The sequence below is a fragment of the Leptospira noguchii serovar Panama str. CZ214 genome (assembly GCF_000306255.2).
Taxonomy (GTDB): Bacteria; Spirochaetota; Leptospiria; order Leptospirales; family Leptospiraceae; genus Leptospira; species Leptospira noguchii.
In genome coordinates, this window is record NZ_AKWY02000031.1 from 104,026 (window position 1) to 128,652 (window position 24,627).

General features: G+C 37.3%; 28 protein-coding genes. 1 reads left to right on the forward strand and 27 read right to left on the reverse strand.

Features of this window, described 5'->3' with window-relative positions; translation table 11 throughout:
• Positions 1-23: 23 nt before the first annotated feature.
• From LEP1GSC059_RS16335 to LEP1GSC059_RS16380, 10 genes are read right to left on the reverse strand one after another with little or no spacing between them, the layout of a single operon-like run.
• Entirely contained in the window at positions 24-617 is a 594-nt protein-coding gene (locus LEP1GSC059_RS16335) for a type II secretion system protein GspJ (RefSeq protein ID WP_337587754.1), read from the reverse strand.
• Positions 618-677: 60 nt separating this feature from the next.
• On the reverse strand, positions 678-1,214 hold the full coding sequence (locus LEP1GSC059_RS16340) for a type II secretion system protein (RefSeq protein ID WP_002176581.1): 537 nt from the start codon (positions 1,212-1,214) through the stop codon (positions 678-680).
• Positions 1,189-1,758 carry a pilus assembly FimT family protein gene (locus LEP1GSC059_RS16345; protein WP_017213205.1) on the reverse strand — a complete coding sequence of 190 codons (570 nt, stop codon included), beginning with the start codon at positions 1,756-1,758 and terminating at the stop codon, positions 1,189-1,191. The genes LEP1GSC059_RS16340 and LEP1GSC059_RS16345 overlap by 26 nt, the downstream gene beginning before the upstream one ends.
• Before the next feature lie 20 nt (positions 1,759-1,778).
• Positions 1,779-2,255, reverse strand: coding sequence for a type II secretion system major pseudopilin GspG (gspG, locus tag LEP1GSC059_RS16350; RefSeq protein WP_002176729.1), 477 nt, complete (start codon positions 2,253-2,255; stop codon positions 1,779-1,781).
• A 21-nt stretch (positions 2,256-2,276) separates the two neighbouring features.
• Positions 2,277-3,503 (reverse strand): type II secretion system F family protein, encoded by a 1,227-nt coding sequence (locus tag LEP1GSC059_RS16355; RefSeq protein WP_002152195.1) that lies wholly within the window; start codon positions 3,501-3,503, stop codon positions 2,277-2,279.
• 5 nt (positions 3,504-3,508) lie between these two features.
• Positions 3,509-5,182: a type II secretion system ATPase GspE gene (gene gspE, locus LEP1GSC059_RS16360; RefSeq protein ID WP_002176672.1), complete on the reverse strand. Its 1,674-nt coding sequence runs from the start codon at positions 5,180-5,182 to the stop codon at positions 3,509-3,511.
• A gap of 3 nt (positions 5,183-5,185) precedes the next feature.
• The gene (gene gspD / locus LEP1GSC059_RS16365) at positions 5,186-6,976 is read right to left on the reverse strand and encodes a type II secretion system secretin GspD (RefSeq protein WP_002176710.1); all 1,791 of its coding nucleotides are present in this window, start codon (positions 6,974-6,976) and stop codon (positions 5,186-5,188) included.
• Between the two features lie 5 nt (positions 6,977-6,981).
• Positions 6,982-7,890 carry a type IV pilus biogenesis gene (locus LEP1GSC059_RS16370; RefSeq protein WP_004430778.1) on the reverse strand — a complete coding sequence of 303 codons (909 nt, stop codon included), beginning with the start codon at positions 7,888-7,890 and terminating at the stop codon, positions 6,982-6,984.
• 58 nt (positions 7,891-7,948) lie between these two features.
• Complete coding sequence (locus tag LEP1GSC059_RS16375; RefSeq protein WP_085976722.1) at positions 7,949-8,953, reverse strand: peptidoglycan DD-metalloendopeptidase family protein; 1,005 nt, start codon at positions 8,951-8,953, stop codon at positions 7,949-7,951.
• Positions 8,928-9,302 (reverse strand): type II secretion system-associated lipoprotein, encoded by a 375-nt coding sequence (locus LEP1GSC059_RS16380; protein ID WP_017213204.1) that lies wholly within the window; start codon positions 9,300-9,302, stop codon positions 8,928-8,930. Before LEP1GSC059_RS16380 ends, LEP1GSC059_RS16375 begins: the two co-directional genes overlap by 26 nt.
• Before the next feature lie 156 nt (positions 9,303-9,458).
• Between LEP1GSC059_RS16380 and LEP1GSC059_RS16385 the strand changes: the two genes are divergently transcribed.
• Positions 9,459-10,988 carry a YifB family Mg chelatase-like AAA ATPase gene (locus LEP1GSC059_RS16385; RefSeq protein ID WP_017213202.1) on the forward strand — a complete coding sequence of 510 codons (1,530 nt, stop codon included), beginning with the start codon at positions 9,459-9,461 and terminating at the stop codon, positions 10,986-10,988.
• A gap of 19 nt (positions 10,989-11,007) precedes the next feature.
• Here LEP1GSC059_RS16385 and LEP1GSC059_RS16390 read toward each other — a convergent pair whose 3' ends face one another.
• From LEP1GSC059_RS16390 to LEP1GSC059_RS16470, 17 genes are all read right to left on the reverse strand, one after another.
• Positions 11,008-11,205, reverse strand: coding sequence for a hypothetical protein (locus LEP1GSC059_RS16390; RefSeq protein ID WP_000836436.1), 198 nt, complete (start codon positions 11,203-11,205; stop codon positions 11,008-11,010).
• Between the two features lie 95 nt (positions 11,206-11,300).
• The gene (locus LEP1GSC059_RS16395; RefSeq protein ID WP_002176681.1) at positions 11,301-11,651 is read right to left on the reverse strand and encodes a YraN family protein; all 351 of its coding nucleotides are present in this window, start codon (positions 11,649-11,651) and stop codon (positions 11,301-11,303) included.
• A gap of 375 nt (positions 11,652-12,026) precedes the next feature.
• The gene (locus tag LEP1GSC059_RS16400; RefSeq protein ID WP_002176732.1) at positions 12,027-13,211 is read right to left on the reverse strand and encodes a cyclic di-GMP phosphodiesterase; all 1,185 of its coding nucleotides are present in this window, start codon (positions 13,209-13,211) and stop codon (positions 12,027-12,029) included.
• The gene (locus LEP1GSC059_RS16405; RefSeq protein ID WP_017213201.1) at positions 13,208-13,471 is read right to left on the reverse strand and encodes an EscU/YscU/HrcU family type III secretion system export apparatus switch protein; all 264 of its coding nucleotides are present in this window, start codon (positions 13,469-13,471) and stop codon (positions 13,208-13,210) included. The genes LEP1GSC059_RS16400 and LEP1GSC059_RS16405 overlap by 4 nt, the downstream gene beginning before the upstream one ends.
• The gene (locus tag LEP1GSC059_RS16410) at positions 13,472-14,215 is read right to left on the reverse strand and encodes a hypothetical protein (protein ID WP_002176635.1); all 744 of its coding nucleotides are present in this window, start codon (positions 14,213-14,215) and stop codon (positions 13,472-13,474) included.
• Between the two features lie 86 nt (positions 14,216-14,301).
• Positions 14,302-14,982, reverse strand: coding sequence for a ribonuclease HII (locus tag LEP1GSC059_RS16415; RefSeq protein ID WP_017213200.1), 681 nt, complete (start codon positions 14,980-14,982; stop codon positions 14,302-14,304).
• 6 nt (positions 14,983-14,988) lie between these two features.
• On the reverse strand, positions 14,989-15,411 hold the full coding sequence (gene rplS / locus LEP1GSC059_RS16420; protein ID WP_002176699.1) for a 50S ribosomal protein L19: 423 nt from the start codon (positions 15,409-15,411) through the stop codon (positions 14,989-14,991).
• Positions 15,371-16,066, reverse strand: a complete 696-nt coding sequence (trmD, locus tag LEP1GSC059_RS16425) for a tRNA (guanosine(37)-N1)-methyltransferase TrmD (protein ID WP_002176640.1) — start codon at positions 16,064-16,066, stop codon at positions 15,371-15,373. The genes rplS and trmD overlap by 41 nt, the downstream gene beginning before the upstream one ends.
• Positions 16,056-16,586, reverse strand: a complete 531-nt coding sequence (gene rimM, locus LEP1GSC059_RS16430; protein WP_017213199.1) for a ribosome maturation factor RimM — start codon at positions 16,584-16,586, stop codon at positions 16,056-16,058. Before rimM ends, trmD begins: the two co-directional genes overlap by 11 nt.
• Positions 16,579-16,809: a KH domain-containing protein gene (locus LEP1GSC059_RS16435; protein WP_000391865.1), complete on the reverse strand. Its 231-nt coding sequence runs from the start codon at positions 16,807-16,809 to the stop codon at positions 16,579-16,581. The genes rimM and LEP1GSC059_RS16435 overlap by 8 nt, the downstream gene beginning before the upstream one ends.
• The gene (gene rpsP / locus LEP1GSC059_RS16440; RefSeq protein ID WP_002176633.1) at positions 16,809-17,075 is read right to left on the reverse strand and encodes a 30S ribosomal protein S16; all 267 of its coding nucleotides are present in this window, start codon (positions 17,073-17,075) and stop codon (positions 16,809-16,811) included. Before rpsP ends, LEP1GSC059_RS16435 begins: the two co-directional genes overlap by 1 nt.
• Positions 17,076-17,924: 849 nt before the next feature.
• Complete coding sequence (gene rpe / locus LEP1GSC059_RS16445) at positions 17,925-18,575, reverse strand: ribulose-phosphate 3-epimerase (RefSeq protein ID WP_020981065.1); 651 nt, start codon at positions 18,573-18,575, stop codon at positions 17,925-17,927.
• Positions 18,572-19,567, reverse strand: a complete 996-nt coding sequence (locus LEP1GSC059_RS16450; protein ID WP_002176719.1) for a PASTA domain-containing protein — start codon at positions 19,565-19,567, stop codon at positions 18,572-18,574. The genes rpe and LEP1GSC059_RS16450 overlap by 4 nt, the downstream gene beginning before the upstream one ends.
• The gene (gene fmt, locus LEP1GSC059_RS16455; RefSeq protein ID WP_017213197.1) at positions 19,564-20,511 is read right to left on the reverse strand and encodes a methionyl-tRNA formyltransferase; all 948 of its coding nucleotides are present in this window, start codon (positions 20,509-20,511) and stop codon (positions 19,564-19,566) included. Before fmt ends, LEP1GSC059_RS16450 begins: the two co-directional genes overlap by 4 nt.
• A gap of 1 nt (position 20,512) precedes the next feature.
• On the reverse strand, positions 20,513-22,456 hold the full coding sequence (priA, locus tag LEP1GSC059_RS16460) for a replication restart helicase PriA (RefSeq protein WP_020981079.1): 1,944 nt from the start codon (positions 22,454-22,456) through the stop codon (positions 20,513-20,515).
• Complete coding sequence (locus tag LEP1GSC059_RS16465) at positions 22,453-23,286, reverse strand: hypothetical protein (protein ID WP_020981070.1); 834 nt, start codon at positions 23,284-23,286, stop codon at positions 22,453-22,455. Before LEP1GSC059_RS16465 ends, priA begins: the two co-directional genes overlap by 4 nt.
• Positions 23,279-24,625, reverse strand: a complete 1,347-nt coding sequence (locus tag LEP1GSC059_RS16470) for a sigma-54-dependent transcriptional regulator (protein WP_017213195.1) — start codon at positions 24,623-24,625, stop codon at positions 23,279-23,281. The genes LEP1GSC059_RS16465 and LEP1GSC059_RS16470 overlap by 8 nt, the downstream gene beginning before the upstream one ends.
• Between the last annotated feature and the right edge of the window lie 2 nt (positions 24,626-24,627).

Sequence of the window (24,627 nt, forward strand, 5' to 3'; positions counted from 1 at the left end):
TCGTTTTTAATAAAATTTGAATATTATTTAAAAAGAATTCCCGGAAACGCAAGGGTTTCATAACGGACCTCCTTTTTCCCTGAATTTACAATCAATTCGATCCGAATCAGTCTAGGAATCGCTTTCGTAAGTTTAGAATCCCATTCGTCTTCCCATTTTGTTCCGGTTCTAGAATACTTAAGTTGAAAACTTTTTACATGAGTCAACAAAGTATATTCCGTTCCGCCCGATTTCGGATAACGGTCCACCATCTCATCTTCTCTGCGTATTAAAAAATTGTAATTAGAATCATCCGGCATAGGTTTTAAATAAAAAGAAACTTCACGCACCTCCGGCAAGGAAACTTCCTCTGAATTAGGATGAGTGGCCGCAAAATCCAATCGATCCTTACGAATAGAGCCCCTACCTTCATTTTTACCGATAAAAATCAATCTTCTTTGATTTTGATGAAAATAAGTCATGGAAATCGTACTTCGTACATTTTCCAGTGCGAGTAAAATATCTCTTTTGGCCGCACCTCCAGGAGAAGAAGATTCTCTAGAAATTCTAAGAGAAGTATAATAGGTGGAAAAAATTCCAACAAAGATCACGCCTAAAATCATTACCACAATCGAGATTTCGATCAATGTAAAACCATTTCGTTTGGATTTGGCGTTTCTTAATTTCATTCAAAACTCTTAATATTGTGCAGACTTAAACGTCTCCGCCGTATAAGATTCTGTTCCGCTGCCCGTTGGATATTTGATCGTAACTTTGATTCTAAAAACCCGAATAATCCCCGCTGTGGCCGATCCTTGATTGGCTTGACCAGATCTTCTCATAATCAATTTATTCATCTCCGAATCTCTACCTCCGAGTAAATCTTCCGGCTTTTGACTGTCCTTTCCGGAAAGTTTTAAAAGGTCCATGTCTTCCTCATTGATGGAAGTTTCAAAACCGTAACCTGGATAACCCGGAATATCTCCAGAAGTCTTATCGGACTGAAGTACGGATACGGAATCGATCTGAGCCATTTTGATTTTTGCTAAATGAACCGCATTTGAGATCACCATAGCCATTCTCTGCTGCTTGATCCCGTTTGAAATTACCATGTAAGTGTATGTCATCGCAATTCCGGCTAACGCAAGTGCAATAGAAACTTCGATTAAATTAAAACCTCTTCGAACAGAAAATATAGAAACAAAAATTTTAAGGTTGTTGTTGTTCGTTCTCATCTTGTTCTTTCCAATTCTTATCGGTCGCCAAATTCGAAGAAGTATGAAACTGTTCTCCTTCCAAAACGGAAACCTTTCCGCCATATCTATAAAGAATCAGGGTTCTATAAATAGAAGGATCACTTCCTAGATGTACGCTGTAATCTGCCGAGATCCCGAGATAGGTATACGGAACTTTAATAATTCCTTTTGTATATCTAAAACCTCTAATATCAGTTATATCTATAATTTCGGAAGTATAAGGAAGTTTCTGAGGTTTAAAAACCAAAACTTCTTTAATTCCACTTTCGTCTCGAAGCAATTTTTTGACAGAATAGGTATCGTTGTCTATATCCAATTCCAACACCATCGTAGTGTTTGTAAGAATGGATTTTCGATAACAGAATTCTGCGGCTTGTTTTAAAGTTTGTGTCGCGTCACTTCCCGATGGAATGATAAAGTTTGCGGCGGTACTTGCAAGAATACTAATTAACCCTGCGAGGATCGCGATAACCACGATCAACTCGATCAGGGTAAATCCTTTCCGGATATTTTTAACTTTCATAACCGGAAAGAAGAGAGAAGTTATTTTCTACGGAAATCGGAAGGATATTCGTCTTCGTTGAGGATGTTAAAGTCGGCATTTTTACCTTCTCCGCCGTCTTTTTTGTCCTTACCCATAGTTACGATTTGAATTTCTCCATTTACGTCTCTTTTAAGTTTATAGGCAGTTCCCCAAGGATCGTTAATCGCGGTTTTTTTAGTCAGGATAGGTTTCCAGTCTTCAGGAACGTCTCCCGTAGTTGGCTTTTCCACCAAGGCTTCAAGTCCCTGTTCGTCGGAAGGATACGTTCCATAACGTTGTGCATATCTTTCTAAATGCGACTGAAGTTCGTAGGCGTCTTTTTTTAGTTTGAGGGCGGCAGTATCATCACTGATTTCACCCGGACGAAAATTAGAATATACGAGAGCGATCAAAGCACCTAAGATAATCACTACAACTGCGAGTTCGATCAGCGTTAGACCTTTTCTATATTTTCTTTTTAATTTGGACAGATTCAATTGAATTCTCCTTAATCTAAACTATATATTTTGAAGTTGTTGCGTCAAGTTGTACATTGGGACCATGATCGAAGCCATAATAGTTCCAATCAAAAGACCCATAACCACAATCATCAATGGTTCCATCGATTGGGTCATCGTTTTAATTGCGGTATCCACTTCCGAATCGTAAATATCAGCGAGTTTGTTCATCATTTCGGGAACCCGATCCGAAACCTCTCCGGCGGCGATCATACCTAAAACCATCTGAGGTAAAATCAGAGAACCGCTAAAAGAGGAGGAAAGTTTTTCCCCTTCTTTGATTTTTTCCACAGCATTTTTGATTTCCTCACCAAAGATAGAATGATCTACTATCTTTTCTACGATGACAAGAGTAGTGATTAAAGGAACTCGATTGCTTAAAAGAATTCCTATATTTCTTGCAAAACTACTTACAAGCACCTTACGAGCAAGAGACCCCAGTATCGGAATTTTCAAAACAAACTCGTCCCAATTTCGTTTTCCCTTAGGAGTGTTTTTATAATAGATAAAACCTACAATTCCCCCAAAACCCAAAGTAAGAATTAACCACCAAAATCCGATAAGAACGTCAGAAACTCCAATTACAATTCTAGTAATCAGGGGAAGTTTTGCGTCGAACTGTAAAAACAATTCCTGAATTTGAGGAATGACTACGGTTAATAAAAAAATCGTCACAAAAATAGATAAGGAACCCATAATAAATGGATACACCATTGCAACCTGAACTTTCGCTTTCAGTTCGCTGGATTTTTCTTCCAGTTCTGCAAGTCGAGTGAGAGTGGCTTCGTAGTCCCCAGTTTTTTCACCTACCGCAACGAGAGAAGGAAACTGACTCGGAAATACGTCCGGATGTTTTTTCATTGCTTCGGATAAGGAAGAACCTTCCGTTATGTTTGCTTGCATTCCGGTAATTACTTTTCTGAAATTCTGATTTTCAGTTTGTTCCACAATACTCGATAAAGATTTATCGAGTGGAATCCCAGCACCAAGTAATGTGGCCAGTTGTCTCGAAAAAAGACCTACTTCTTTACGAGGAATTCTATAAAGAAATTTTGCTAAAAACGGAAATAGTTCCCGATCTTTTCTTTCGGAATCTTCGGAAATACTACGTACATAAAGACCTTTGTTTTTTAACTTAGATCTTGCAGCTTGAAGAGAAGCGGCGTCTATAATTCCTTTTTCTTCTTTGCCCTTCTTATTAAATGCAACGTAAGAATAAATTGCCATAAAGATTAAGTTACCCTGAGAACTTCATCGATTGTAGTTACACCATCGATTACCTTTCTAATTCCGTAATCTTTAAGAGTTTGAAACCCATGTTCGAGAGCAATTTCATTTAACTGTCCAGCGTCTTTACCATGAAGAATCGCCTGTTTGAGCGGAGAATTGACAAGTAAAAGTTCATAGATCCCTGTTCTACCTTTAAAACCAGTCCCCATACAATGAGAACAACCCTTACCACGATGCAAGTTACCGTTCTTTAAAGATTTCTTAGAAATACCAATTGACTCTAGTTCAGAAGCGGTTGGTTTATACGTTTCCTTGCACTGAGCGCAGATGACGCGCACAAGTCTCTGCGCCATAAATCCGAGAACGGTGGAAGTAATCAGATACGGCTCGATTCCCATATCGTTCAAACGGGTTGCGGCGCTGGCTGCATCGTTCGTGTGAAGCGTGGAGAACACAAGGTGACCCGTAAGAGACGCTTGGATTGCGATCCTTGCCGTTTCTTCGTCTCGAATCTCCCCCACCATGATGACATCCGGGTCCTGTCTAAGAATTGCTCTAAGACCAGTTGCAAACGTAAGACCAATTTTTTCCTGCATCTGCATCTGAGAAATTCCTTCGATTTGGTATTCCACAGGATCTTCACAGGTGATAATATTTCTTTCTTCTGTATTGAGTTCGCTTAACGCGGAATAAAGGGTCGTAGACTTTCCAGAACCGGTAGGACCTGTAACAAGAACAATCCCATGAGGTTCATAGATCAACGAACGAAGAGACTGTATGAGTTCAGGATAAAAACCCATTGTATCCAAAGAATACTTTTGGTCCGTCTTATTCAAAAGCCTCATTACGATCCGTTCACCAAACTGACAAGGAATGGTGGAAACCCGAATGTCTATGTCCTTACCAGCAAGCCTAAGTTTAATCCTTCCATCCTGAGGAAGTCTATTTTCGGCAATGTTCAAATTAGACATGATTTTGATTCTGGAAGAAATACCTGCGTGATACGATTTGGGAGGACTAAGCACGTTATGCAAAATACCATCCACTCTATAACGAACTACTAGAGATTTTTCGTATGGTTCTATGTGAATGTCCGAAGCCCTTTCGTTGACCGCTTGAGAAAGAATCACGTTGACCATCTTGATGATCGGAGCGTCGTCGCTTAGATCTAGAGTTTCGTTTTCAAAGGCCTCCGCAAGTTCCGAAAAACTTCCTTCCATCTCGTTTAACATCTCTTTGGCGGCAGAAGACGTATTATCGAAATGAGAATGGATGATTCTCATAATTTCCGGTTCGGGAGCGAGAATAAATTCTACGTTGTAACCTTTTAAAAAGTTACGAGCGTCGTCCATCGGATGTAGATCGGAAGGATCGGAAACTGCGATTCGAATCGTTTTTTTAGAAAGTTGAAACGGAACGATTCTACTTTTCTGAATGAGTTTAAGAGGAACTTGTAAAAATATATCTTCCATACCCGTAAACTCTAGTTTTTCTCTGAACTCAAGTTGATAGAGTTTGGATAAGGCGCGGAGAATATCCGTTTCTCCGGCGATTCCTTTTTTTTGAATGATATGACTGAGAGGAAGGTTGTTTTTTTTCTGAACTTTAAGGGAATCTTCCAGATCTTTTTCGGATATGATCCCCTCTTCGATTAGGATATCTCCGAGAGTTTTCAAGTTTTAATCCCCTCTTTCTCTTACTTCTCTTTCTTTGTTGAGGATTCTTTCTCTTTCTAGTTCGTAACGTTCCTGTTGCATTTTTTTCTTCACGGTCATCTTATCCGCAGTTTCTCTGCTATCGAGTATATGCGGAGTAATAAAAACCATCAAGTTCGTCTTTTTAATTTTTTCAGTGGTTCGTTTAAAAAGATGACCTAAGTACGGAATGTCTCCTAGAAAAGGAATTTTAATGATTCTTTTTTGTTTATCATTTGAGATCAATCCACCGATCACGATAGATTGAGTGTTCTCAATCGAAATGGAAGTTTTAATTTCTCTTCGATTGAAAGTAGGGTTTCCTCCGGCAAGTGCAATCTCCGCAATATTTTTAATCTCCTGAAAAAGCTCAAGAGTGATCTTATTGTTTTTATTCACGTGAGGGGTGAACTTAAGTTTGATACCCGTTGGACGATATTCGTAGTTGTCCACTGTCACCGCGTTGGTTCCACCTGTACCTGCGTTCCTACTCTGAGTTCGAACGGGTACGTCCTGGCCCACACTGATTTCTGCTTCTTGGTTATCTACTGTAAGCACTTGAGGAGCGGATAACACGTTAAAGTTTTCGTTCCCTTGATTGGCGCTTAAAATTCCAATGATTTGTTCCGAACCTGCTTTTAAAAATCCTAAAGAGAAACCGCTCAAAGTGTTTATGTTCGGATTGACCTGTCCATTCGAATTGATGATATTTGCTTCTTTAGAAAGACCGGAATTGAACTGACCGAAAGCTTCTCCCTTATATCTCCAATCGATTCCGAAATCATTTAAATCGCTGGAAGTAAGTTCCACAATCAAAACTTCTAATAAAACCTGTTTTCTAGCCGAATCTAAAACTTTAATAATTTTGCGGATTTCGGCCCATTCTGCATTTGTGGCCGTAACGATCACAGAATTAGATTCTTTATGGCCGACCGCCTTAATCTTATCTACCTTAGGCATTGGTTGCCCCGGCGGTGGAGGTCTTCTTTCGGAACCTATATCTTCAGACTGAATCACAGGATTATCTAACTTTACTAAGGTCGCCGCAATCTTTTCAGCCTCACTGTACTCCAAAGTATAAATATGAATATCACCCGCCGACGAAATCGATCCTGGAGTTGCCTCTTCGATTTTGACGTCAAATTCGCTTACAAGTACCAGCAATTTATTGATGTCTGCGGCAGAACCAGAAAGTACAATCGTATTTGTATTCCTATAAACGATCACATCCGTATTCGGAGAAGTGAGACGTTTCAAGATAGGTTCTAACTCTTCCGGTTTTACATTTTCAATAGGAATAACCTGAGTGATCGTTCGATAGTCCCCAACTTCTTCTTCAGGAATCAATTCCTTTCCAACTCGTACGATAGGGGATCTGGCAAGTGCGTCTTTAATCTTAACAATCGAAATCAGATCGGGTTCTTCCACTACTCCAAAGCCTAGGGACTCTAAAACAGATTTCATAAAGATGAATCCATTTTTGATCGGAATTTCTTTTTGAGAAATAATCGTAATTTTTTTACCTTTTAGACTTTCATCTAAAAGAATATTTTTCTTTAAAATGGCGCTCATTCCTTTGAGAAAGTCGTTTAACTCTGTATCTCTCCAATTTGCATAGAAAGTTTTTTCCGAAGGTTCGTCTTGAGTAATCGATTTTGTCTTTGCAGAAGTTTTTTTCTTACTTTGAGGAAAGATTGGTCTGTCCCATACTAAAAACAAAAGTATGAGAAAGGAAAATATTCTAAAGATTGAAAGTTGGCTGATTGTTCCGGACATCTTTTTTAGTTTCTGATAATAAATTCGTAGGTGAGAATCTGACTACCTCTTTCCACATCTACTGTAATCTTATCGGCAGTTTTTACGGTTCCCCAGACCTCTAACATTTTTTCGGTTTCGGTCAACGGCATTCCGTTTACTCGTTTGATAATATCTCCGTTCCTAGCTCCTAAGGAATAAAAGATATGTTCCGGAGTAACACTATAAATTTTATAACCGGAAATTTTACCGTTGATCAACGCTGGACCAAATCTCGCATTTTTAAAGATAGCCGCTTGGTCTTTCAATTTACGATTTACGTCTTGTCTAGAAAGAACCTTACGAATCGTATCACCCGTCGCAGGCCCACCTTCCGCTTTTGGACCCGCGTCCAAATTCAATTTGGCCCTAGCTTCTCCTGGAGTTTGACCAATTTCTACTTTGAGAGAAATTCCACCTTTTTCCAAAATTATATAATTAAGAGAAATAGAACGGATTTTATATCCACCTACTGTTTCTCCGATCGCAAATTCTTGAGCTTCTGCTTTTCCTTTTTCTATAATCGTGGCACGAGCAAAGGACCAGTGACCGCTTAAGGTTCCGGTAATTTTCATTTCTTCTCCTTCTCCCGTATCCGGAGGTGCAGAAGCCGCGGAAATTTCTCCTTCTGTAGAAATTTCTCCTTCTTTAGGAATTACTCCACGAATTAAATTTCCTTGAACCATTTCTTCATAAGAAGAAAGAGATCGATTTGTAGTTTCCAGACCTATTTTGCGAATCGGATTTGCTCCGGAACTAGCGGCTTGAACGCTCGGATTTAAAAAAGCAAGAATCACAGCCCTTAAAAGATAAGAAAGTGAATAAGAAAAAAATAAAATAACTGGAATGAGAGTATAAAATGTATTTTTCCTGAGTTCTAAAAAAATCGCGTTCATAGGAATCCGATTAGAAAGTTTCTTTCTATTTCTAAGTAGTCAGAAAATCTCCGACTACTCACAATCTGGCAAATTTACCAGGGTCTAAAGGAGTCACAATCTTTAACGCTTTTTTCAAAGCGATATCTGGATTGACCCTATTTCCGTTTAAAAAGACCTCAAAATGAAGATGAGGTCCCGTAGCCGACCCGGTTCTACCAATTGCACCTATGACCGTTCCAGTGCTCACTCTAGTTCCCTGTTCAATTGTAATTTTAGAACAGTGGGCATACATTGTTTTATAGCCGTTATCATGATCTATGATTACAGTATTTCCGTATCCCCCATTTATCCCGGTAAAGGAGACTACCCCGTCGGCAGAGGCAAGGATCGGAGCACCTTGAGCGCCCGCAAAATCCAAACCGGTATGAAAACCACCTGAACCAGTATGAAACGGATCTTTTCTTCTTCCATAACGAGAAGTGATTCTTGCATTTAAAACGGGATGCACAAACAATTTATGAAATTCTACTTTTTCCCGACTTGCGTTACGAACCTGAACCGGAATGGAAAGATTCTGGCCCACTTGAAGAGTTGAATTCTTTTTCAAACCGTTGGCAGAAACGATTTTTTGAACCGAAGTTTTCATTTCTCTTGCAATTTTAGAGAAAGAATCTTTGGGTTTGACTACGTAATTTTTATAGATGGTTCCACTGTGGCTAACGATTTTAGAAGAGATAATCCTATTGACGTTGATAAAACTAGGAAGTTCTAAGTTGGATTTGTCTTTGTGATAATTGAGAGAGTATTTTTCTTCCTGCCAATTTTCAGGAGATTGAGAGAATAGTTGTTTAATTTTGCGTTCTTCCTTATCGGAAAAAAAAGAAGAATCCTTATTGGTATATTCAGAAATCTCTGCATCGTAATTTTTCAGAGGGTCTGCAAAAATAGAACCGAACACCAAGTAAGAAATCAAAAAAATGAAAAAAAGTTTCCCATTCACTTTTTTAGTATCGGACTCAGGTATATCCGATCTTGATCTTCCACTTCTCGAGGATTTATTTTTTCTTTTTATATTCCACAAGTTCATTGGCTATGAGTTTATCCAAATCTTCTACAGTAATTTTTTTACCACCGTATTCATCATTCAATTGATAAAGGATCATCCTTCCGATGGCATATTCTCTTTTATGATCCGCAGGGTAACATTTGATTTTCACCATCGAAGGAGTCGATTCTATGTAAATCCGAACGAGCATCCCTTTCTTAAAGGTTTCCGTATTGGAAACCTTTTTATCTTTTGTTAGGTAATAAATTTTTTCCGAATAATGCTCGTTAATGTGAGCAACCGCGTCTTTACGAATCAATCTGTTACCGCAACCTGCCAGGAAAATAAAAATTGTGGGAAGCAGGAAAACGGCAATACGAAACATTTCAGAGCAAAATTACAAAAGCTAAATGTATTTGAAAGGAGTTTTTTTGAAAAAGCCGAATTACGTTTTCAATTTTTCAAATAAAAAACACAAAATCTATATCACAATCGTTCCCCAAGTAAAAGAATAGGAACCGTACTTCCATAGGAGGGAAGTATGAAAAATTCTTGGATCTGTCTCACCGGGGCTAATTTAGAAGGTCTGGATGCGTTTGCGGTTGATGTAGAAATCAATCTAAAACGAGGATTACCCCGTTTTGCAATTACTGGACTTGCTGCTCAGTCTATCCGTGAATCTTCGGAAAGAGTGAGGATCGCTTTAGAAAACAGCGGTTACTCTTGTCCTCTTCAAAATATATTAGTAAATCTAGCTCCTGCAGGAAGAAAAAAAGAAGGAACTCTTTTAGATCTTTCCATTGCATGTGGAATTCTTGCGTTAACCGAACAAATTTTCCCTTCCGGAAAATTACAAAAAACTCTATTCTTAGGAGAATTAGGTCTGGACGGAAGTCTAAAACCTCTCAAAGGAGTGCTGCCAATTCTATCTGGAATTTCTTCCGAAAAATACGATACAGCAATTGTTCCATTTGAAAATAGAGAAGAAGCGGCCCTTTTACGAAAATTCGAAGTTTATGGAATTTCTCATTTGAGAGAACTAGAAGAAGTTTTAGAAAATCGAAGAAGCCCAGAGACAAAATCAAAAATCCAAATTCAAGAATTAACCATTTCAAAAAATTTAGAATTGTATAAAGATCAAATGGTCGCATTTAGAGCGATTGAAATCGCCGCTGCGGGATGGCATCATGTACTTTTATCCGGGCCACCTGGAATTGGTAAAAGTCTTTTGGCAAGAATAACAGGTTTTTTACTTCCTACCCCCGAAGAAAACGAAGCATTAGATATATTGAAGATTCGATCTGCAATTTCTCCATTGAAAGAATTAATTGCACAAAGACCCTATCGAGCTCCGCATCATACAACTTCTGACATCACTTTGGTGGGAGGTTCCAGAGATTTAAGAATGGGAGAAATCACTTTAGCAAATCGAGGAATTTTATTTTTAGATGAACTCGCGGAATATAAATCGGGAATTTTGCAAGCGCTTAGAGAACCAATGGAAGAAGGAAACATAACGGTTTCTAGAATCAGTGGAACCATTGTATATCCCGCTAACTTCTTGTTAATTGCTGCGACCAATCCGTGTCCTTGTGGATTTTATGGAAGTAAAGAGATTCCTTGTGCTTGTAATCCTCAAAAGATCAAAAAATATCAATCTACTTACTCTGGACCGTTTAGAGATAGAATCGATTTGGAAGTGGAAATTTTTCCCGATCACGAAAAAGAAAGAAAACGAATTTTAATTTCTCTAGAAGAGTCTAGAAAGAAAATTCAAAAAGCAGCAACCATTCAATGGGAAAGGTATCGCGGAAGTGGATTTTATTTTAACGGCCAACTCAGAGGAGAATACGTAAATTTTTATCTACAATTTGATTCCGCTTGTGAAGAAATTTTAGAAAACGAAGTGAAAAAAAGAAAAACGAGCATTCGTAAACTCAACCAAATTCGAAAAGTGGCGAGAACAATTGCGGATTTAGAGGAAAACACAATCGTAAAAGAAAAACATCTTCTAGAAGCCCTGAATTTCCAGAATGCCGGAAGATACGTAGAAAACAGGGCCAGCGCTTAATTCCCGTTAAGCGAGAAGTTTATTTTGCAAGAAAGTGAGAGATTTCCATAGCAATTTTATCGATCGCAAAATCGATATAACTAGGGTCTTCCAATTTCTTTTTATAATCTTCAAATTTTCGCTTTTTTACCGGCATTCCCCGTTTTCGGAGAATGACCGGATCCGGACCAAAATCGTCAGATTCGGCCAGATTTCCTAAAATCGTGATGCTCTTCATAGTTACTTCCTTGTAACGATTTAAGGCTCTCTTCCTTGAGAACCCGCAGACAGTTTAAAAATTCGGTGCTTGTTGGAAGTACCTAAACCACTATTTCAAAAAAGATCCGGATAATATTCACATCCCTTTTTTTCATTTATGGAGACAAGACAGAATGAGACAAAATGATTTTGAAAGGAAAGATTTTCGGCAAGAAAACCATTAGCCGCCTTTCTCATTCTCGTTTGTTTTGCAAGGTTAAATGTAAATCTAGGATCAAAAAACTCAAATTCTTTCCAAAATTTCACTTCGGAAAAATACAAAACTTCTTCTTTTACAGAGATTATGTCGATCTCACAATGAAGAAAACGATAATTTCGTTTTAGAATTTCATGATCTAGTTTGATCAAAAAGTTAGATGCTATAAACTCTCCTTCATTACCTTTTCTTTTTTTGAATTTACTCAAAAAGACCTCTTTAAAATAAATTTTTCATTTTAGGATGATCAAGAGACAAAGATTATGCAGATTTTATAATTAAAAAAATGATAATTTATCAATATACTTAATGCAAATTTAATATAAAGAATTCGTTTCTTAAAAATTTGTTTTATAGTGAAAAAATAAAAATGAGTGTAGAATCCCTTATTTTATTGATTTCTATAAAATTAATTGCCTTAAGTTTTTATTGCAAAATCAGATTCCAAAATAAAATGTTGAGTATTTACTATAACTATTAGCATTATTCAAAAACTAAAAAATTAAACATCTTAATATTTCCGATTATAAAAAAAATTCAATTTTCTTAAACCGAATTCATATTAATCTGTTCGGTAATATTTTTTAAGCTGAAATTTCCTGTAGATCTACGGGACGAGAAATAAAAAGATTTGTTTCTTTTAAAAGATCTACTAAGATCAAATTCCGGACCATTTTACCATATTCATCTTTTATAATACGAATAAAAGGGCGAATTGGTTTATCCAAATTTGGACCTAAAACGACACCTATTCTTTTATCAGATAACTCTATGCAGGAACCTACGGGATATAAAGAAAGATGATTGAGGAGAGTTCGAACCAATTTCAAATCGAACTTTCCTACGTCCATACTGATCATGGATTTGATTGCTTCGTGGGGTAAAATTTTCTTTCTATGAGGACGATTTGTGACAAGCGCGGAGAAGTTATCCGAAATAGAATAAATTCTGGCTTGTTCTTCAATGGCGCTACCAGCTAATTTTTGAGGATAACCGTTTCCATCGTAACGTTCATGATGTTGAAGAGCAACGATCGCAAGGTTATTTTTCAGTTTCATTTTTTGGGAAAGAATTTGATACCCTAAAATCGTATGTTTCATGATCGTCTTAAATTCCTCATCGGTGAGTTGTTCGTTTTTTTCCGAAATCACCGCGGGAACCTTTGACATTCCTATATCTGCAAGCAAACAGGAAATCCCTAGATCGACCATTTTTGGTCTAGAATATTCTAAAAGTTTTCCTAAAATTAAAGAATAGAAAGTTGCATTTGCAATCTGATTGTATAAATAATACCCAGGAGGATTGTGCGCTAAAATCAAATAGGATATATTCTGATTAGAACGTACAAAATCGGTCAACCTTTCAGCAATTTCTCGGACCGGGGTAACTTCTAAAGGTTTTTCATCCATTGTTTTCTTAAACACGTCTTGGATGACTTGAGTAGATTCTCTAAATAAATTTCCAAAAGTAATCTTAATTCGATTTAGATTATCGTAAACCGCTTTGAGGGGTTGTAATTCATCATCTACGACAGTATTTACGATCATGTCGTCTAAGCTCGTTTCTAAAACGTTTGGATCATATTGGGATTCTAATTGTAGAAGTTCTCCAGCAGTCATCACTTCTTGGATTCCAAATCGATTCAATCGATCTAAATCGCTGTCAGTGACCGGAGTATTAGAAGTAATAAATAAATTTTCCTTATCTAAATAAACGGGTTTGGAAAATCTCATTCCCGGTTTTAGTTCGGATACGGCAAATTTTCTCATTGTAACATTTCCCTTTTTCTGGAATCAGAATCCATGATCATCGAAAAAATTGCACCTACTGCCCTATATAGATTTTCTGGAATTTCTGAACCAACGGGTAATTCAGAGAGAGATTCTGCTAGGATCGGATTTTTTACCGTCGGAACCGAATTTTTTTGCGCAATGTTACGAACAATATCACCTAACAAACCGGAAGCGGTGGCCGTAATTACAGGCGCATTGTCTTTTTTAGGAATGAATTTAAGAGCCACGCTAATCATCTAAGCTTTCCATTCTTTTCTAATCAGAGATGGTTTATAAGATAAATTGTATCCCTGAAAACTCACCAAAGATTCGGCTAAAATCTGCTTAAATTTTTCCCTGTTTTGACAAGCATGCAAGTACATTTTCAAATTATCAAAAGTGACGTTGATTTGCAGATCTCCTCCTAAGTTTTCCTTCCAAAGAAATAGAACAACTGTTCTTCCAGTATTCTTCGTTTGAATTCGAAATAAAAATTTTTTAGTTTCTCCTTTCGATTCATAAACTCCTTCCGTATTTCCTCCATCAAACTCCCAACAAAAGTAAGGCAAATCCGAGGTCCATTCTAAAAAAGGATAATACGATTTCAAAATCTTGAATATAGAGTCTTCCGTAAAAACCTCTTGACGATCAGAGCCTGCAATTTTTTCGGAAAGTTCCTGAACGCTCATCCCCATACTCTCCAGTCTATAAGGAATATCTTCTTTACCTTTCAATTCGCGATCTAAAATACGTAACTCCATTCCTTTTGGGCTATGTTTTGCTACTAATGTAAGAGTTTCTCCCATAAACAAAATATTAGACTGTGAGTATGTTTTCAGTCTCTTACCTCCAATAGAAAGCCAAGCCCCGCCCGGAAAAACTTCTAACACTCTACTTTTAAAATTTTGGTTCAAAATCACATCTGCAAAATTGAAACGCCCTACTTGTTTTTCCAAAATAAGACTCAAATTTCGCGCAGAAAAATCAGTTGAAAGTTTCATAAGGCCTGCTTTTAAACTATCTCACTTAGACATCACTCTCACTCGAAAATTTTCGGATAATTTTACATCTTTTAAAGATTAGACTCTTAGATCTGTTCCAGAAACTTTCTGGTAAAACTTCTTCTATGAATATCGGAAAGACCATGTAGAAGAATCAATTCCTCGTGAAGTTTTGTACCGTAACCTTTGTGTTGATCAAAACGATAAATAGGATATTTTTTAGAAACGGAAATCATATAACGATCTCTGCTAACTTTAGCGAGAATAGAAGCGGCGGCGATACTTACAATTCTGAGATCCCCTTTTGTATAAAAAGTGGAATAACCTTTAAGATCAGCCCATTCAGGGTAACGATTGAAGTTATAATTCCCGTCAATTAGTAGTTTTAGAGGAAACTTAGATTGAGTAGACCGGTTTATCAATTTTGCACATTTTAGGATTCCTTCTAAAACGGCTCGATTGATACCTTCCCGATCGATATAATTCGGGCTTATAAAAGTTCGATACGAAAATTGTGCGGTTTTTAAAATTTCGGGATAAAGAGATTCTCTTTTTTTTTCGGAAAGTTTTTTGGAGTCGGTCAATCCTTTGAGAATTTTTCCTTTTAGGATTTGAGTAAGAGAATTTTGAGAAAAAGAAACTAAAGCTACAGAAAGAGGCCCCGCATAAGGACCTCTTCCTGCCTCATCGATTCCACATGGAATCGACTCCGAATAAAATCGGTATTCTTCTGGTTCAAAATAACTGGAAAGTTTTGGCTCCGGCAAACCGGATTATTCCGTCGCAGTAGTAGACTTTGCTGTAGCGGCCGCCGCTTGTTGTCTTTTTCTGTCTTCACTTACAAGAGCTTTACCACCTTTGAGTTCTTTGATACGTGCCGCTTTTCCGGCAAGGCTTCTCAAGTAGTAAAGTTTCGCTCTTCTTACTTTACCTTTACGAATCAGTTCTATTTTTGCGATTTTAGGAGAAAACAAAGGGAAAATTCTTTCTACGCCTACGTCATAGGAAACTCTACGAACGGTAAAAGTTTTTCCGTTTGCTTCGTTTGCAACGGAGATTACAACTCCTTCGTAAATCTGAACTCTTTCTTTTCCGGACTCAACAATTTTATAATGTACTTTAACGGTATCTCCTACCGCAAAATTTTGTTTTCTTTCAGCATCCGGAGTCAGCACTTCTCTTAAAAGTTGATTCATAATTTCCTCTTTCGATCTTCTTTCTATTTTGTTCTCTCCACGCTAAAATGGAAGCGTGATTGCCGCTGAGTAGTACGTCAGGAACTTTCCATCCATTGTATTCCGAAGGTTTCGTAAACTGTGGATATTCTAAAATATCCGGATGGTTATGAGATTCGTCCAGGAGACTTTCATCTGCCCCTAAAAATCCAGGTAGAAGCCTGGACACCGCATCCGCGATACAAATACTGGCCAAATCCCCGGCAGATAATACATAATTTCCAAGGGACATTTCCATGTCAACCAGATGTTCTGCAACACGATGATCCACACCTTCATAATAACCGGAAATAAACGTCAGAGGTTTTCCGTTCTCTTTTAACTTCATAGCAATACTCTGGTTAAATGGAATTCCAGATGGAGAAGTTAAGACTACAGTTCCCTTATTTTCTCCCAAAGATAAAATCGCTTTGTGAATCGGTTCGACTCGGAGAAGCATTCCCGGACCACCGCCATAAATCGTATCATCGACTCTGTTGTGTTTGTTTCCGGAAAAATTTCTAAGTTGAATTATATTTACAGAAAATACTCCAGACTCGATCGCTTTTTGTTGAAGTCCTTCTGAGAAATACGATTGAATTTTGTCTGGAAAAAGAGTGATAAAATTAAATCTCATTCCAAATCTCCGGTCGTATCAAAACGATTGTATTCTTTTCCAGGTCTAAATCACCTACAAAAACGTGTAGAAACGGAATGAGAATTTCTTCTCCATTTTCTTTTACAAAAGCTAAAATAGGATGTGCCGGATTGTCTTGAACGTCTTTCAGTTTCCAATCCAGTTTTTTTCCGGATTCATCAATCGCTTGTAAACCAATGAGATCAGTAATATAAAACTCGTCTTTAGTTTTGATTTTAGGGAGAAGTTTTTGAGGTAAAAAAAGAAAACCTCCGATCCATTTTTCGGCCGCTTCGGGCGTGGAAACTCCTTCAAAACGAAGGATAAATTTTCCACTGTGAGGGCGAATTTCTAAAAGGGTGATTTCTTTTTCGGGAAAATGCAAATCTAACTTATTGAGTTTGAGCGAAACCGGGGTTTTAAGTTCGCAAAGTATCGTTTCCCGGACATTCAGGTGCAACCAACCTTTGATTCCGAACGGTTTACCTAACTGCCCAAGTAAGATCCACTCTTTAGTCAATGATTTCTAAGGAGAAGTTTTTTCCTGCTTTTACAGACGCCGCAGTAAGAATCGCACGCAGAGACTTCGCAATACGACCGTTCTTACCGATTACCTTTCCCACATCTTTTGGGGATACTCGTAGTTCAATGATATTTTGTTCTTCTCCTTCAATTTCACGAATTACAATTTCTTCGGGAAATTCAACAAGGGAAGCAACGATGTACTTCAGTAATTCTTCCATTACTTTTTGAGAGTGGTTTTATATTCCGCCCAAATTCCTGCATTTTTGAACAGGTTTAAAACGGTTCCGGTAGGTTGGGCCCCGTTCTTTAGCCAAGTAAGAATTTTTTCTTTATTAAAAGTAGTCTGTTCTTTAATCTGCGCCGGGTGGTAATGACCTACGATATCTACAAACTTTCCATCTCTAGGTGCTCTGCTATCAGCAGCAACAATTCTATAATGAGGATCGTGCTTGGTTCCGGTTCTCTGTAATCTAAGTTTTACCAAGGGATTTTTTCCTTTTAAACCATTCTGACCTTTCGGATTTTATACGACCGAAAAAAGAATGTATGATTTTTACCAATATCGTGCCATATGTCCCACTGTCAAGAAAACATCAATTCAGAACTAATATTATAAAGGTTTGATATGGTATCTCTCCGGAATACTCAAACTTTTTGTGATAGTTCCCACATTTTAACAACTTAGACAAATGATGCCCCAATGTGAGAACTCCATACAGAAACTATAATTAAAAAAAATACTAAAAACTATAAATCATACAATACGACGGTTTCCGTAGGAACTTTTACATTTGGTAAAAGAATAAGATTCAAAAATAATGAATTTGTGAGAACTCCTTCAAAAAAACAATTCCGGGTTAGACGCAATTTTTGAGAACCTATACATCTTTATGAAATCGATTGTTAATTTTTAATATTATTTTCATACATTCGAGTGCAACTTTCGTGTAACCAATACGAAAGCGATTATCATGTTGCGTCTCACCAAACGACTTGCAGATTAGTATGCTTTTTGAACGTAAGACAGTTCGAAGTATAATATTCTTGATTCGTCGGAGCCAATAGGCCCGGTGACAGATTATCAACTGTCTTGGCGCTTTTGACCACAATCCAATCTAAATCGGCCATCGCAAACCAAAGTGTGGCGAGTCAACCAACCCTCTCGAATTAGTACAGAACTCTATGACCCGCTCTGTAGATCGACATTCAAAAAGTAGCATTGGTTTAAATTCCGAAAGAATTGGAGCGAGAAACGGTCGTAAGCAATTCGTCAAAATTTTCTTACATTGAACTCAAGTTAACTTACTAAAAACGAATGATTTAATATAGTTTTTTAAATCTTTGTCGCTAAGTACTTTAAATTTTTTGCATTTTCTACCGGATTTCCAGTTTTATAAAGTCCAGCTCCAACAACTACTATATCCACTCCGTTTTTTTTTAGTTCTTGGATATTGGTATCGTTGACTCCTCCATCTACTTCGAGTTCAATCGATTTAGAACCAATCAGTTCTTTTACCTTACAAATTTTGTCCATTCCATTTACGATGAATTTCTGTCCGTAAAAACCAGGCTCCACCGTCATCAATAGAATTAAATCCACATAAGGTAAAACGTTTTCCAAAGAAGAAACCGAAGTTCCTGGATTTAAAGAAACTCCTACTTTTGTTCCATGGCTTTTGATCTCTTGTGCAAGACGTACAGGAAAATCAGTCGTTTCGATATGAAACGTAATACAATAAGGATCAAGTTCATAGTATTTAGAAACATGATTCTCTGGTTTGGAAACCATCAAATGAACGTCTAATGGAATTGATGTGAGAGATTTTACTTCCTTAGTAAGAGCTTCTCCGAAACTAATTTGTGGAACGAAATTACCGTCCATAACATCCATGTGTATAAGATCTATACCGGTCGGATCGTAGTTAGGAACTGTTTTTGCAAGTTCTGTGAGTTTAGTTGCAAGTATGGATGCAGAAATTTTCAAAGCTCACTCTCATAAGATTTGGATTTTACTTTGGAATCGGACGCATCTAAAAGAGTAAGTTTTACACTTCCTTTTCGATAAAATACGGTTTGGAATTTTTCTCCGTCCTTAAGTGAAATAGGAAGAGTTAAAACATCCGTTTCTACTTGATTGGAAGATTTTAAAACCGCTTTGTAATTTCCATCGTTCCCTACTTCATAAGAAAATAATTCATAACCACTTTCTACTGCAAGTTCCGGTTCAAAATAGAATACTTTAAAACGAATCTCATCTCCTTCTAGTCTTGCGGAAGATATAAGTCCGTTTTCGGAACGAACTCTAGTATTTACAATTTCTTCTACCCTAGTTTTGATTCCGGAACGAATTAAACTTTTTTGAACAAGTGGAAACGACGCACCTTGAAAAGAAGTAGGAGAAAATTCTTCCTTAGTTTTACTCGGAACCTTAGTTACGAGTAAAAATACTTTTTCTCTTGCTGAAGTATTTTTTCCAGGTTCTGGAATTTGATCGATAACAGTATTTGGAAGTTGATCAGCTTGTGGCTCAATGTAAGTAATTCCACCGATCTGCATTTCTACATAGGTTTCTTCGGAAAGAACTTTCTGAAGATTTGCTTTTGCAGAATCAATCGACTGTCCTCTTACGTCCGGTACAATAACTCGATCCAGTCCGGTGTTTACGGTAAGTACAATTTTACTTCCCGCTTCTATTTCTTTTCCAGGTCGTATAGATTGATATAAAATGATTCCATCCGTCTTATCCGGATAACGTTTGTTTTCCAGACGCACTTTCAATTGAAGACGACCTAATTCATTATGAACTTCCGGATAAGATTTTCCGATCAGATCTGGAACAATTATCTTTGCGGTACTTTTGGTTCTTACGAATACTACCAAGAAGGCTGCGCTAAAAAATAAAAGAAGACCGGCCGCTAAAAATAAAATGTAACCTCCTATCGGAAGATACTTTTCTCTGATTTGTTCCTGATTCACCCGAATGTTTCCCCTTCTTGAATTCTGAAACCGTTGAGAAAATCGGATGCAGTCATCCTATTTTTATTTTCCGGTTGCAATTCCAGAATCTCTAGAAATCTACCATCACCACACTGTGTAAGAAGGCATTTTTTGTCCAACCGTTTCAATTTGCCTGGCGCAGGATTGGTTTCTAGTGATAAAGAAGAAAGTTTTGTTTTTAAAATGTTCATCCTTTTTTCTCGAAAGGTAGTAGTTGCAATCATATCCGGATACAAGGCTCGAACTCTATTGTGTAACTCTTCCGATTTTAAAGACCAATCTAAGATTCTATCTTCCGATTTAATTTTTCCACAATAGGTTGCTTTATCATGAACTTGTGGAATGGAAGGAAAAGGTTTTCCATCGTATGTTTTTAATAATTGAAGAATGGATTCGATTCCTGCTTCTGTGATTTTATCCATCAAAGTTCCTGTGTTATCTTCCGAAACGATTTCAACTTCTTTTGTTAAAAGAATATCTCCTTCGTCCATTTTCTCTCCAATGTATTGAATTGTAATTCCGGTTTTAGTATAACCTTTCCAGAGTGCGGTTTGAACAGGAGACGCTCCACGTAGATCCGGCAATAAAGATCCGTGTAAGTTGATCGAAGTCAAAGTTGAATGCGTATATACTTCCTTTGGAAGAATAGATCCATAAGCAAAAACCACATAAAGATCTGCAGGAAATAAACCGAAGTCGGAGAGAGCTTTTTCTTTTTCCTTTTTAATGGATTCGTATTGAAATACTGGAAGATTATATTCGAGAGCTTTCTTTTTTACTGGACCGGCTTCGGGAATTCTACTTCTGCCCTTGGGGCGATCTGGATTGGTGACTACAAATAATACTTCTACAAGTTTAGAATCGACGAGAGCCTGTAAAAGTTTTGCGGAATGTTCCGGGGTTCCAAAATATCCGATTTTCATGTTATACCAAATCCAAAGGGTCAAAATCTATTTCTAAATACACTTTTTTAGATAGTTTTAAAGTGCGAATTTCTTTTTTAAAAATTTCTCTCCAAACGTTCGGCGAAGAAGTTTTGAGAATGATATGATTTCTAAAATTAGAATCGATTTTATAAAAAGGACAAGGAGCCGGTCCAAGTAAAACCGTATCTTTAGAAGGAAAAAATTTTTTAAGAATCCCGAATGCTAACTCAATTGTTTCGAGTGAAATCTGTTCATCTTTAGAACGGGAAACGATCCGAATCAGTCTAGAAAACGGAGGATAAAAAAGTTCCTTTCGAACCGGAATTTCAGATTCATAAAATTGAATATAGTTTTGGTTCATAGCCATTTGAATGACTGGATGATTGGGAGTGTTAGTTTCTATCAACACCTCTCCTTTTAACTTAGAACGCCCCGCCCTTCCGGCCACCTGAGTTAAAAGAGAAAATACTCTTTCGTTAGCTCTAAAATCTGGAAGTCCAAGTCCGATTCCTGCATTTAAAACGCCGACTAATGTTACCCTAGAAGCGTCCAATCCTTTTGCAATCATTTGAGTTCCGGTAAGAATGTCTATTTCTCCTCCAAGAAGACGAGATATGACTTCATTTAACAAACTACGATCTTGAATAGAATCTTGATCAAGTCTTTCCACCCTAGTTTGCGGAAACGCTTCTAAAAGATTTTCTTCCAGTTTTTGTGTTCCGGTTCCTTTGAGGGTTAGACTTTCACCCATTCTTTTTTCCAAAGAATCTAAAGTTTCTGTATGTCCACAGAGATGACAAATCGTGGTTCCTTTTTTATGATAACAAAGATTAGTAGTACAGTTTGGACAAGGCACATAAGAAGAAGCTGACGGAGAATAGATCAAAGGACTATAACCTCTTCTATTTAAAAGTAAAATAATTTGTTCTTTTTTTTCCAATCTCTGCTTAATTGCAAAGGAAAGTTCTGAGCTAAGAACGTTAGACTCCTTTTGATTCTCCACAATTCGAGCCGTAGGAGGTAACACTCCTTCCGGTCTTTTAGTCAAAGTATGAAGATAAATTTTCCCTTCTTTTGCAAGATGATAAATTTCTAAAGAAGGCGTTGCTGTTCCCATCACAAGAACCGCTTCGTTAGTTCTACATCTCTGTAAGGCGATTTGTCTTGCGTGATAACGAGGATTAGAATGTTCCTTAAAAGAAGAATCATGGTCCTCGTCTATGATGACAAGCCCCAAATTAGAAACAGGTGCGAATACAGCGCTTCTAGTTCCGACGGCGATTCTTTTTTTACCTGTGAGAAGTTCGTTATATGCCTTAAACTTTTCGGAAACTTTAAGAGCAGAATGAAGCACCGCCAATTGTCCCGGAAAGATAAGTTCTAACTTTCGAATAATATGAAATGTTAAACTGATTTCTGGAACAAGTAAAATTACGGAACGATTTGGGGTTTCTAGAACCTTTTGTATAAGATGAATATAAACTTCCGTTTTTCCGGAACCTGTAATTCCAAATAACAAATGAATCGCGGCGGAACCAAAAGTAGAAAGTATATTTTGAGTTGCGACTTGTTGTTCTTCGTTCAAAGTAACCGGTTTACCTTCTGCGTCTGAAGGAAAGGTTTCTAGTTTTACCTGTCTTCTTCCTGCAGGGATCATTTTATAAATACATTCTCCAAGAGAAGCGATGTATTGATCTTTCATCCAATAGGCTAAATCGATTTGTTCTCTAAGAACGATCGGAGTTTTATCTATAATTTTTTCTATTTGAAAAACTTTATAATTTGGTTCGTTTTGATGAATCGAAACGATAATCCCTTCTTCTTCCCGGTTGCGTAGTTTTACCAAAACTCGAACACCTACCGGAGTGTTAGGTGGAACCTCGTATGTAAAAGTGTCTTCTTCGATTGGAAGATCAAACGCAATTTCTGCGTAATAAATCAAAGTATATCCTTGAGTCTATTTTGAAAAATTGCCAATTGAGAAAGAATACTTTCTTTGATCGAAATTTCTTCTTTTTTGATCGTCTCGAATTCAAAAGAATCTTTGGCTCCTTTAAAATTCATTCTTTTGTTTTCGATCGCAGAAATCGCTTCCGGAGATCTAAGAACGATCATTGGCACCCCAGGAAGAAAGTCTAACGTTCTTCCCATCATTTCGAGAGCTTTTTCTTTTCCATAGACTGCAATAGCGCTCGTTCCTAACAGAATAATCCCTTTGATCTTTTCTGATTCGATCGTATCCTTCACTTGGGTTTCACATTTTTCGGTTCTAATTTTCCAATCATCCGCTTTCGACTTTGAATGAGCAAAAATACAAGCGGGATATTCTTGATAATAAAATTCTCTATGACTGAACCCAAATTGTTTCTGGATCATTCTTCCAAAAAGTTCTTCCGCCTCCTTGGTTCTAAAAATCTGATCCGGAAAGGTTTTAGAAAACGCAGGTTTTCCGGGAACAATTTCTCCAGTATAATGAAGTACTAATATAGGCTTTCTACCCTTGATCAGAAAATTACGAACAGCGCTAATTCGATCGTTACATAGTTTACATAGGAAATTTCTTTCCGCTACTTTTGCGGATCTTCGAACTTGAATTCCTTCTGCTTCCAGTTCTAAATCATCCGACTGTCCCCAACCTTCCTTCCAAACAAGTTCAGTTGTCTCAGGAGGTTTTTCTCCAGAAAATTGTAAGATAGGGATCTGTTTTTTTTGGATCAAAAAGCGGAGATCGCCTAATATTCTTCCAAGTTCAGATAGTTTTTTTTTATCCATCTGTGTACTGATCCGAAGAAATGTTAAGCGACTTCATTTTTCTATATAAATGAGAACGTTCAATTCCTAAAACTCGAGAAGTTCTGGTCACATTTCCTTCGTTTGTTTGTAATGTTTTTATAATATACTGTCTTTCAAATTCTTCTTTAGCTTTTCTAAAATCACCCAATTCTACCATTTCGTTTGCGGTTTTAAAACCTTTGAGAGCATCTCTTGCGTCGTTTGCAGTGATTGTGGAACCTACGGTCATAATACAAAGTCTTTCCATTACGTTTTTTAGCTCCCGAATATTTCCCGGCCAAAAATGATTTTGTAAGATAGAAACCGCTTCGGATTCTATTTTTTTAGTAGGTAAATTATTTTCTTCCAAGGTTTTAGAAATATAATAATCTACGAGTAACGGAATATCGGAGGTTCTTTCTCTAAGAGGTGGAATCGTAATCGGAATCACATTCAATCTATAATATAAGTCTTCTCTAAACTTTCCGTCTCGAATCGCCTCTTCCACTGGAATATTTGTCGCCGCGATAATTCTAACGTCTACGGTGATTGTTTCCGTACTTCCCAATTTTTCGAATCTTTGTTCTTGAAGGATCCGCAAAACTTTTGCCTGCGTGGAAAGTGACATGTCACAAATTTCGTCCAGAAACAAGGTGCCACCGTTGGCGGCTTCAAATTTTCCAATTCTAGAATCGGTCGCCCCTGTAAAAGCGCCTTTTGTAAATCCAAATAACTCAGATTCTATCAGCTCCTCTGGAATTGCAGCACAGTTCATCTCTACAAAAGGAGAATCTTTTCGTTTAGAATTTTTAAATATAGTTTTCGCAACGAGTTCCTTTCCGGTCCCGTTTTCGCCGTAGATAAAAACTCGAGCGTTTGTAGACGCGGCTTGAGCGATTGCAAATTTTACTTTTTGAATGGCAGGAGAGTTTCCAAGAATTTCATCATATTCTAATTTAATATCGGAAGTCAAATTTTTCTGATCGGATTTGACTATACCATCGATCGCTTGTAAAACTTTTTCAATCGAAAGAGGTTTTTCTAAAAAATCCACCGCTCCTCTTTTTGTAGCAGTCACAGCAATTTCTATCGTTCCGTGACCCGAAATCATAAGTACAGGAAGAGTTGGATAGATTTTTTTACACTCTTCTAAAATGGTAATACCGTCTTCCTTGCCCAACCATACATCCAGAAGAATTAAAGAAGGTCTCTCGTTTTTGAGTTGTTTGAGTAAGGTTTTGCCAGTAGCAAAAGTTTCTACTTCAAAATTTTCGTCTTCTAAAATTTCTTTAAGAGACTTTCTGATTTCTGGTTCATCGTCTGCGATAAAAATTTTCATGA

What these genes read in the sequence shown, in the direction of transcription:
- LEP1GSC059_RS16340 (WP_002176581.1), bottom strand. Translation starts at nt 1,214, where the DNA reads ATGAGAACGAACAACAACAACCTTAAAATTTTTGTTTCTATATTTTCT.
- LEP1GSC059_RS16345 (WP_017213205.1), bottom strand. Translation starts at nt 1,758, where the DNA reads ATGAAAGTTAAAAATATCCGGAAAGGATTTACCCTGATCGAGTTGATC.
- LEP1GSC059_RS16355 (WP_002152195.1), bottom strand. Translation starts at nt 3,503, where the DNA reads ATGGCAATTTATTCTTACGTTGCATTTAATAAGAAGGGCAAAGAAGAA.
- gspD (WP_002176710.1), bottom strand. Translation starts at nt 6,976, where the DNA reads ATGTCCGGAACAATCAGCCAACTTTCAATCTTTAGAATATTTTCCTTT.
- LEP1GSC059_RS16370 (WP_004430778.1), bottom strand. Translation starts at nt 7,890, where the DNA reads ATGAACGCGATTTTTTTAGAACTCAGGAAAAATACATTTTATACTCTC.
- LEP1GSC059_RS16380 (WP_017213204.1), bottom strand. Translation starts at nt 9,302, where the DNA reads ATGTTTCGTATTGCCGTTTTCCTGCTTCCCACAATTTTTATTTTCCTG.
- LEP1GSC059_RS16385 (WP_017213202.1), top strand. Translation starts at nt 9,459, where the DNA reads ATGAAAAATTCTTGGATCTGTCTCACCGGGGCTAATTTAGAAGGTCTG.
- LEP1GSC059_RS16390 (WP_000836436.1), bottom strand. Translation starts at nt 11,205, where the DNA reads ATGAAGAGCATCACGATTTTAGGAAATCTGGCCGAATCTGACGATTTT.
- LEP1GSC059_RS16400 (WP_002176732.1), bottom strand. Translation starts at nt 13,211, where the DNA reads ATGAGAAAATTTGCCGTATCCGAACTAAAACCGGGAATGAGATTTTCC.
- LEP1GSC059_RS16405 (WP_017213201.1), bottom strand. Translation starts at nt 13,471, where the DNA reads ATGATTAGCGTGGCTCTTAAATTCATTCCTAAAAAAGACAATGCGCCT.
- LEP1GSC059_RS16410 (WP_002176635.1), bottom strand. Translation starts at nt 14,215, where the DNA reads ATGAAACTTTCAACTGATTTTTCTGCGCGAAATTTGAGTCTTATTTTG.
- rplS (WP_002176699.1), bottom strand. Translation starts at nt 15,411, where the DNA reads ATGAATCAACTTTTAAGAGAAGTGCTGACTCCGGATGCTGAAAGAAAA.
- trmD (WP_002176640.1), bottom strand. Translation starts at nt 16,066, where the DNA reads ATGAGATTTAATTTTATCACTCTTTTTCCAGACAAAATTCAATCGTAT.
- LEP1GSC059_RS16435 (WP_000391865.1), bottom strand. Translation starts at nt 16,809, where the DNA reads ATGGAAGAATTACTGAAGTACATCGTTGCTTCCCTTGTTGAATTTCCC.
- fmt (WP_017213197.1), bottom strand. Translation starts at nt 20,511, where the DNA reads ATGAAAATCGGATATTTTGGAACCCCGGAACATTCCGCAAAACTTTTA.
- LEP1GSC059_RS16465 (WP_020981070.1), bottom strand. Translation starts at nt 23,286, where the DNA reads ATGGATAAAAAAAAACTATCTGAACTTGGAAGAATATTAGGCGATCTC.
- LEP1GSC059_RS16470 (WP_017213195.1), bottom strand. Translation starts at nt 24,625, where the DNA reads ATGAAAATTTTTATCGCAGACGATGAACCAGAAATCAGAAAGTCTCTT.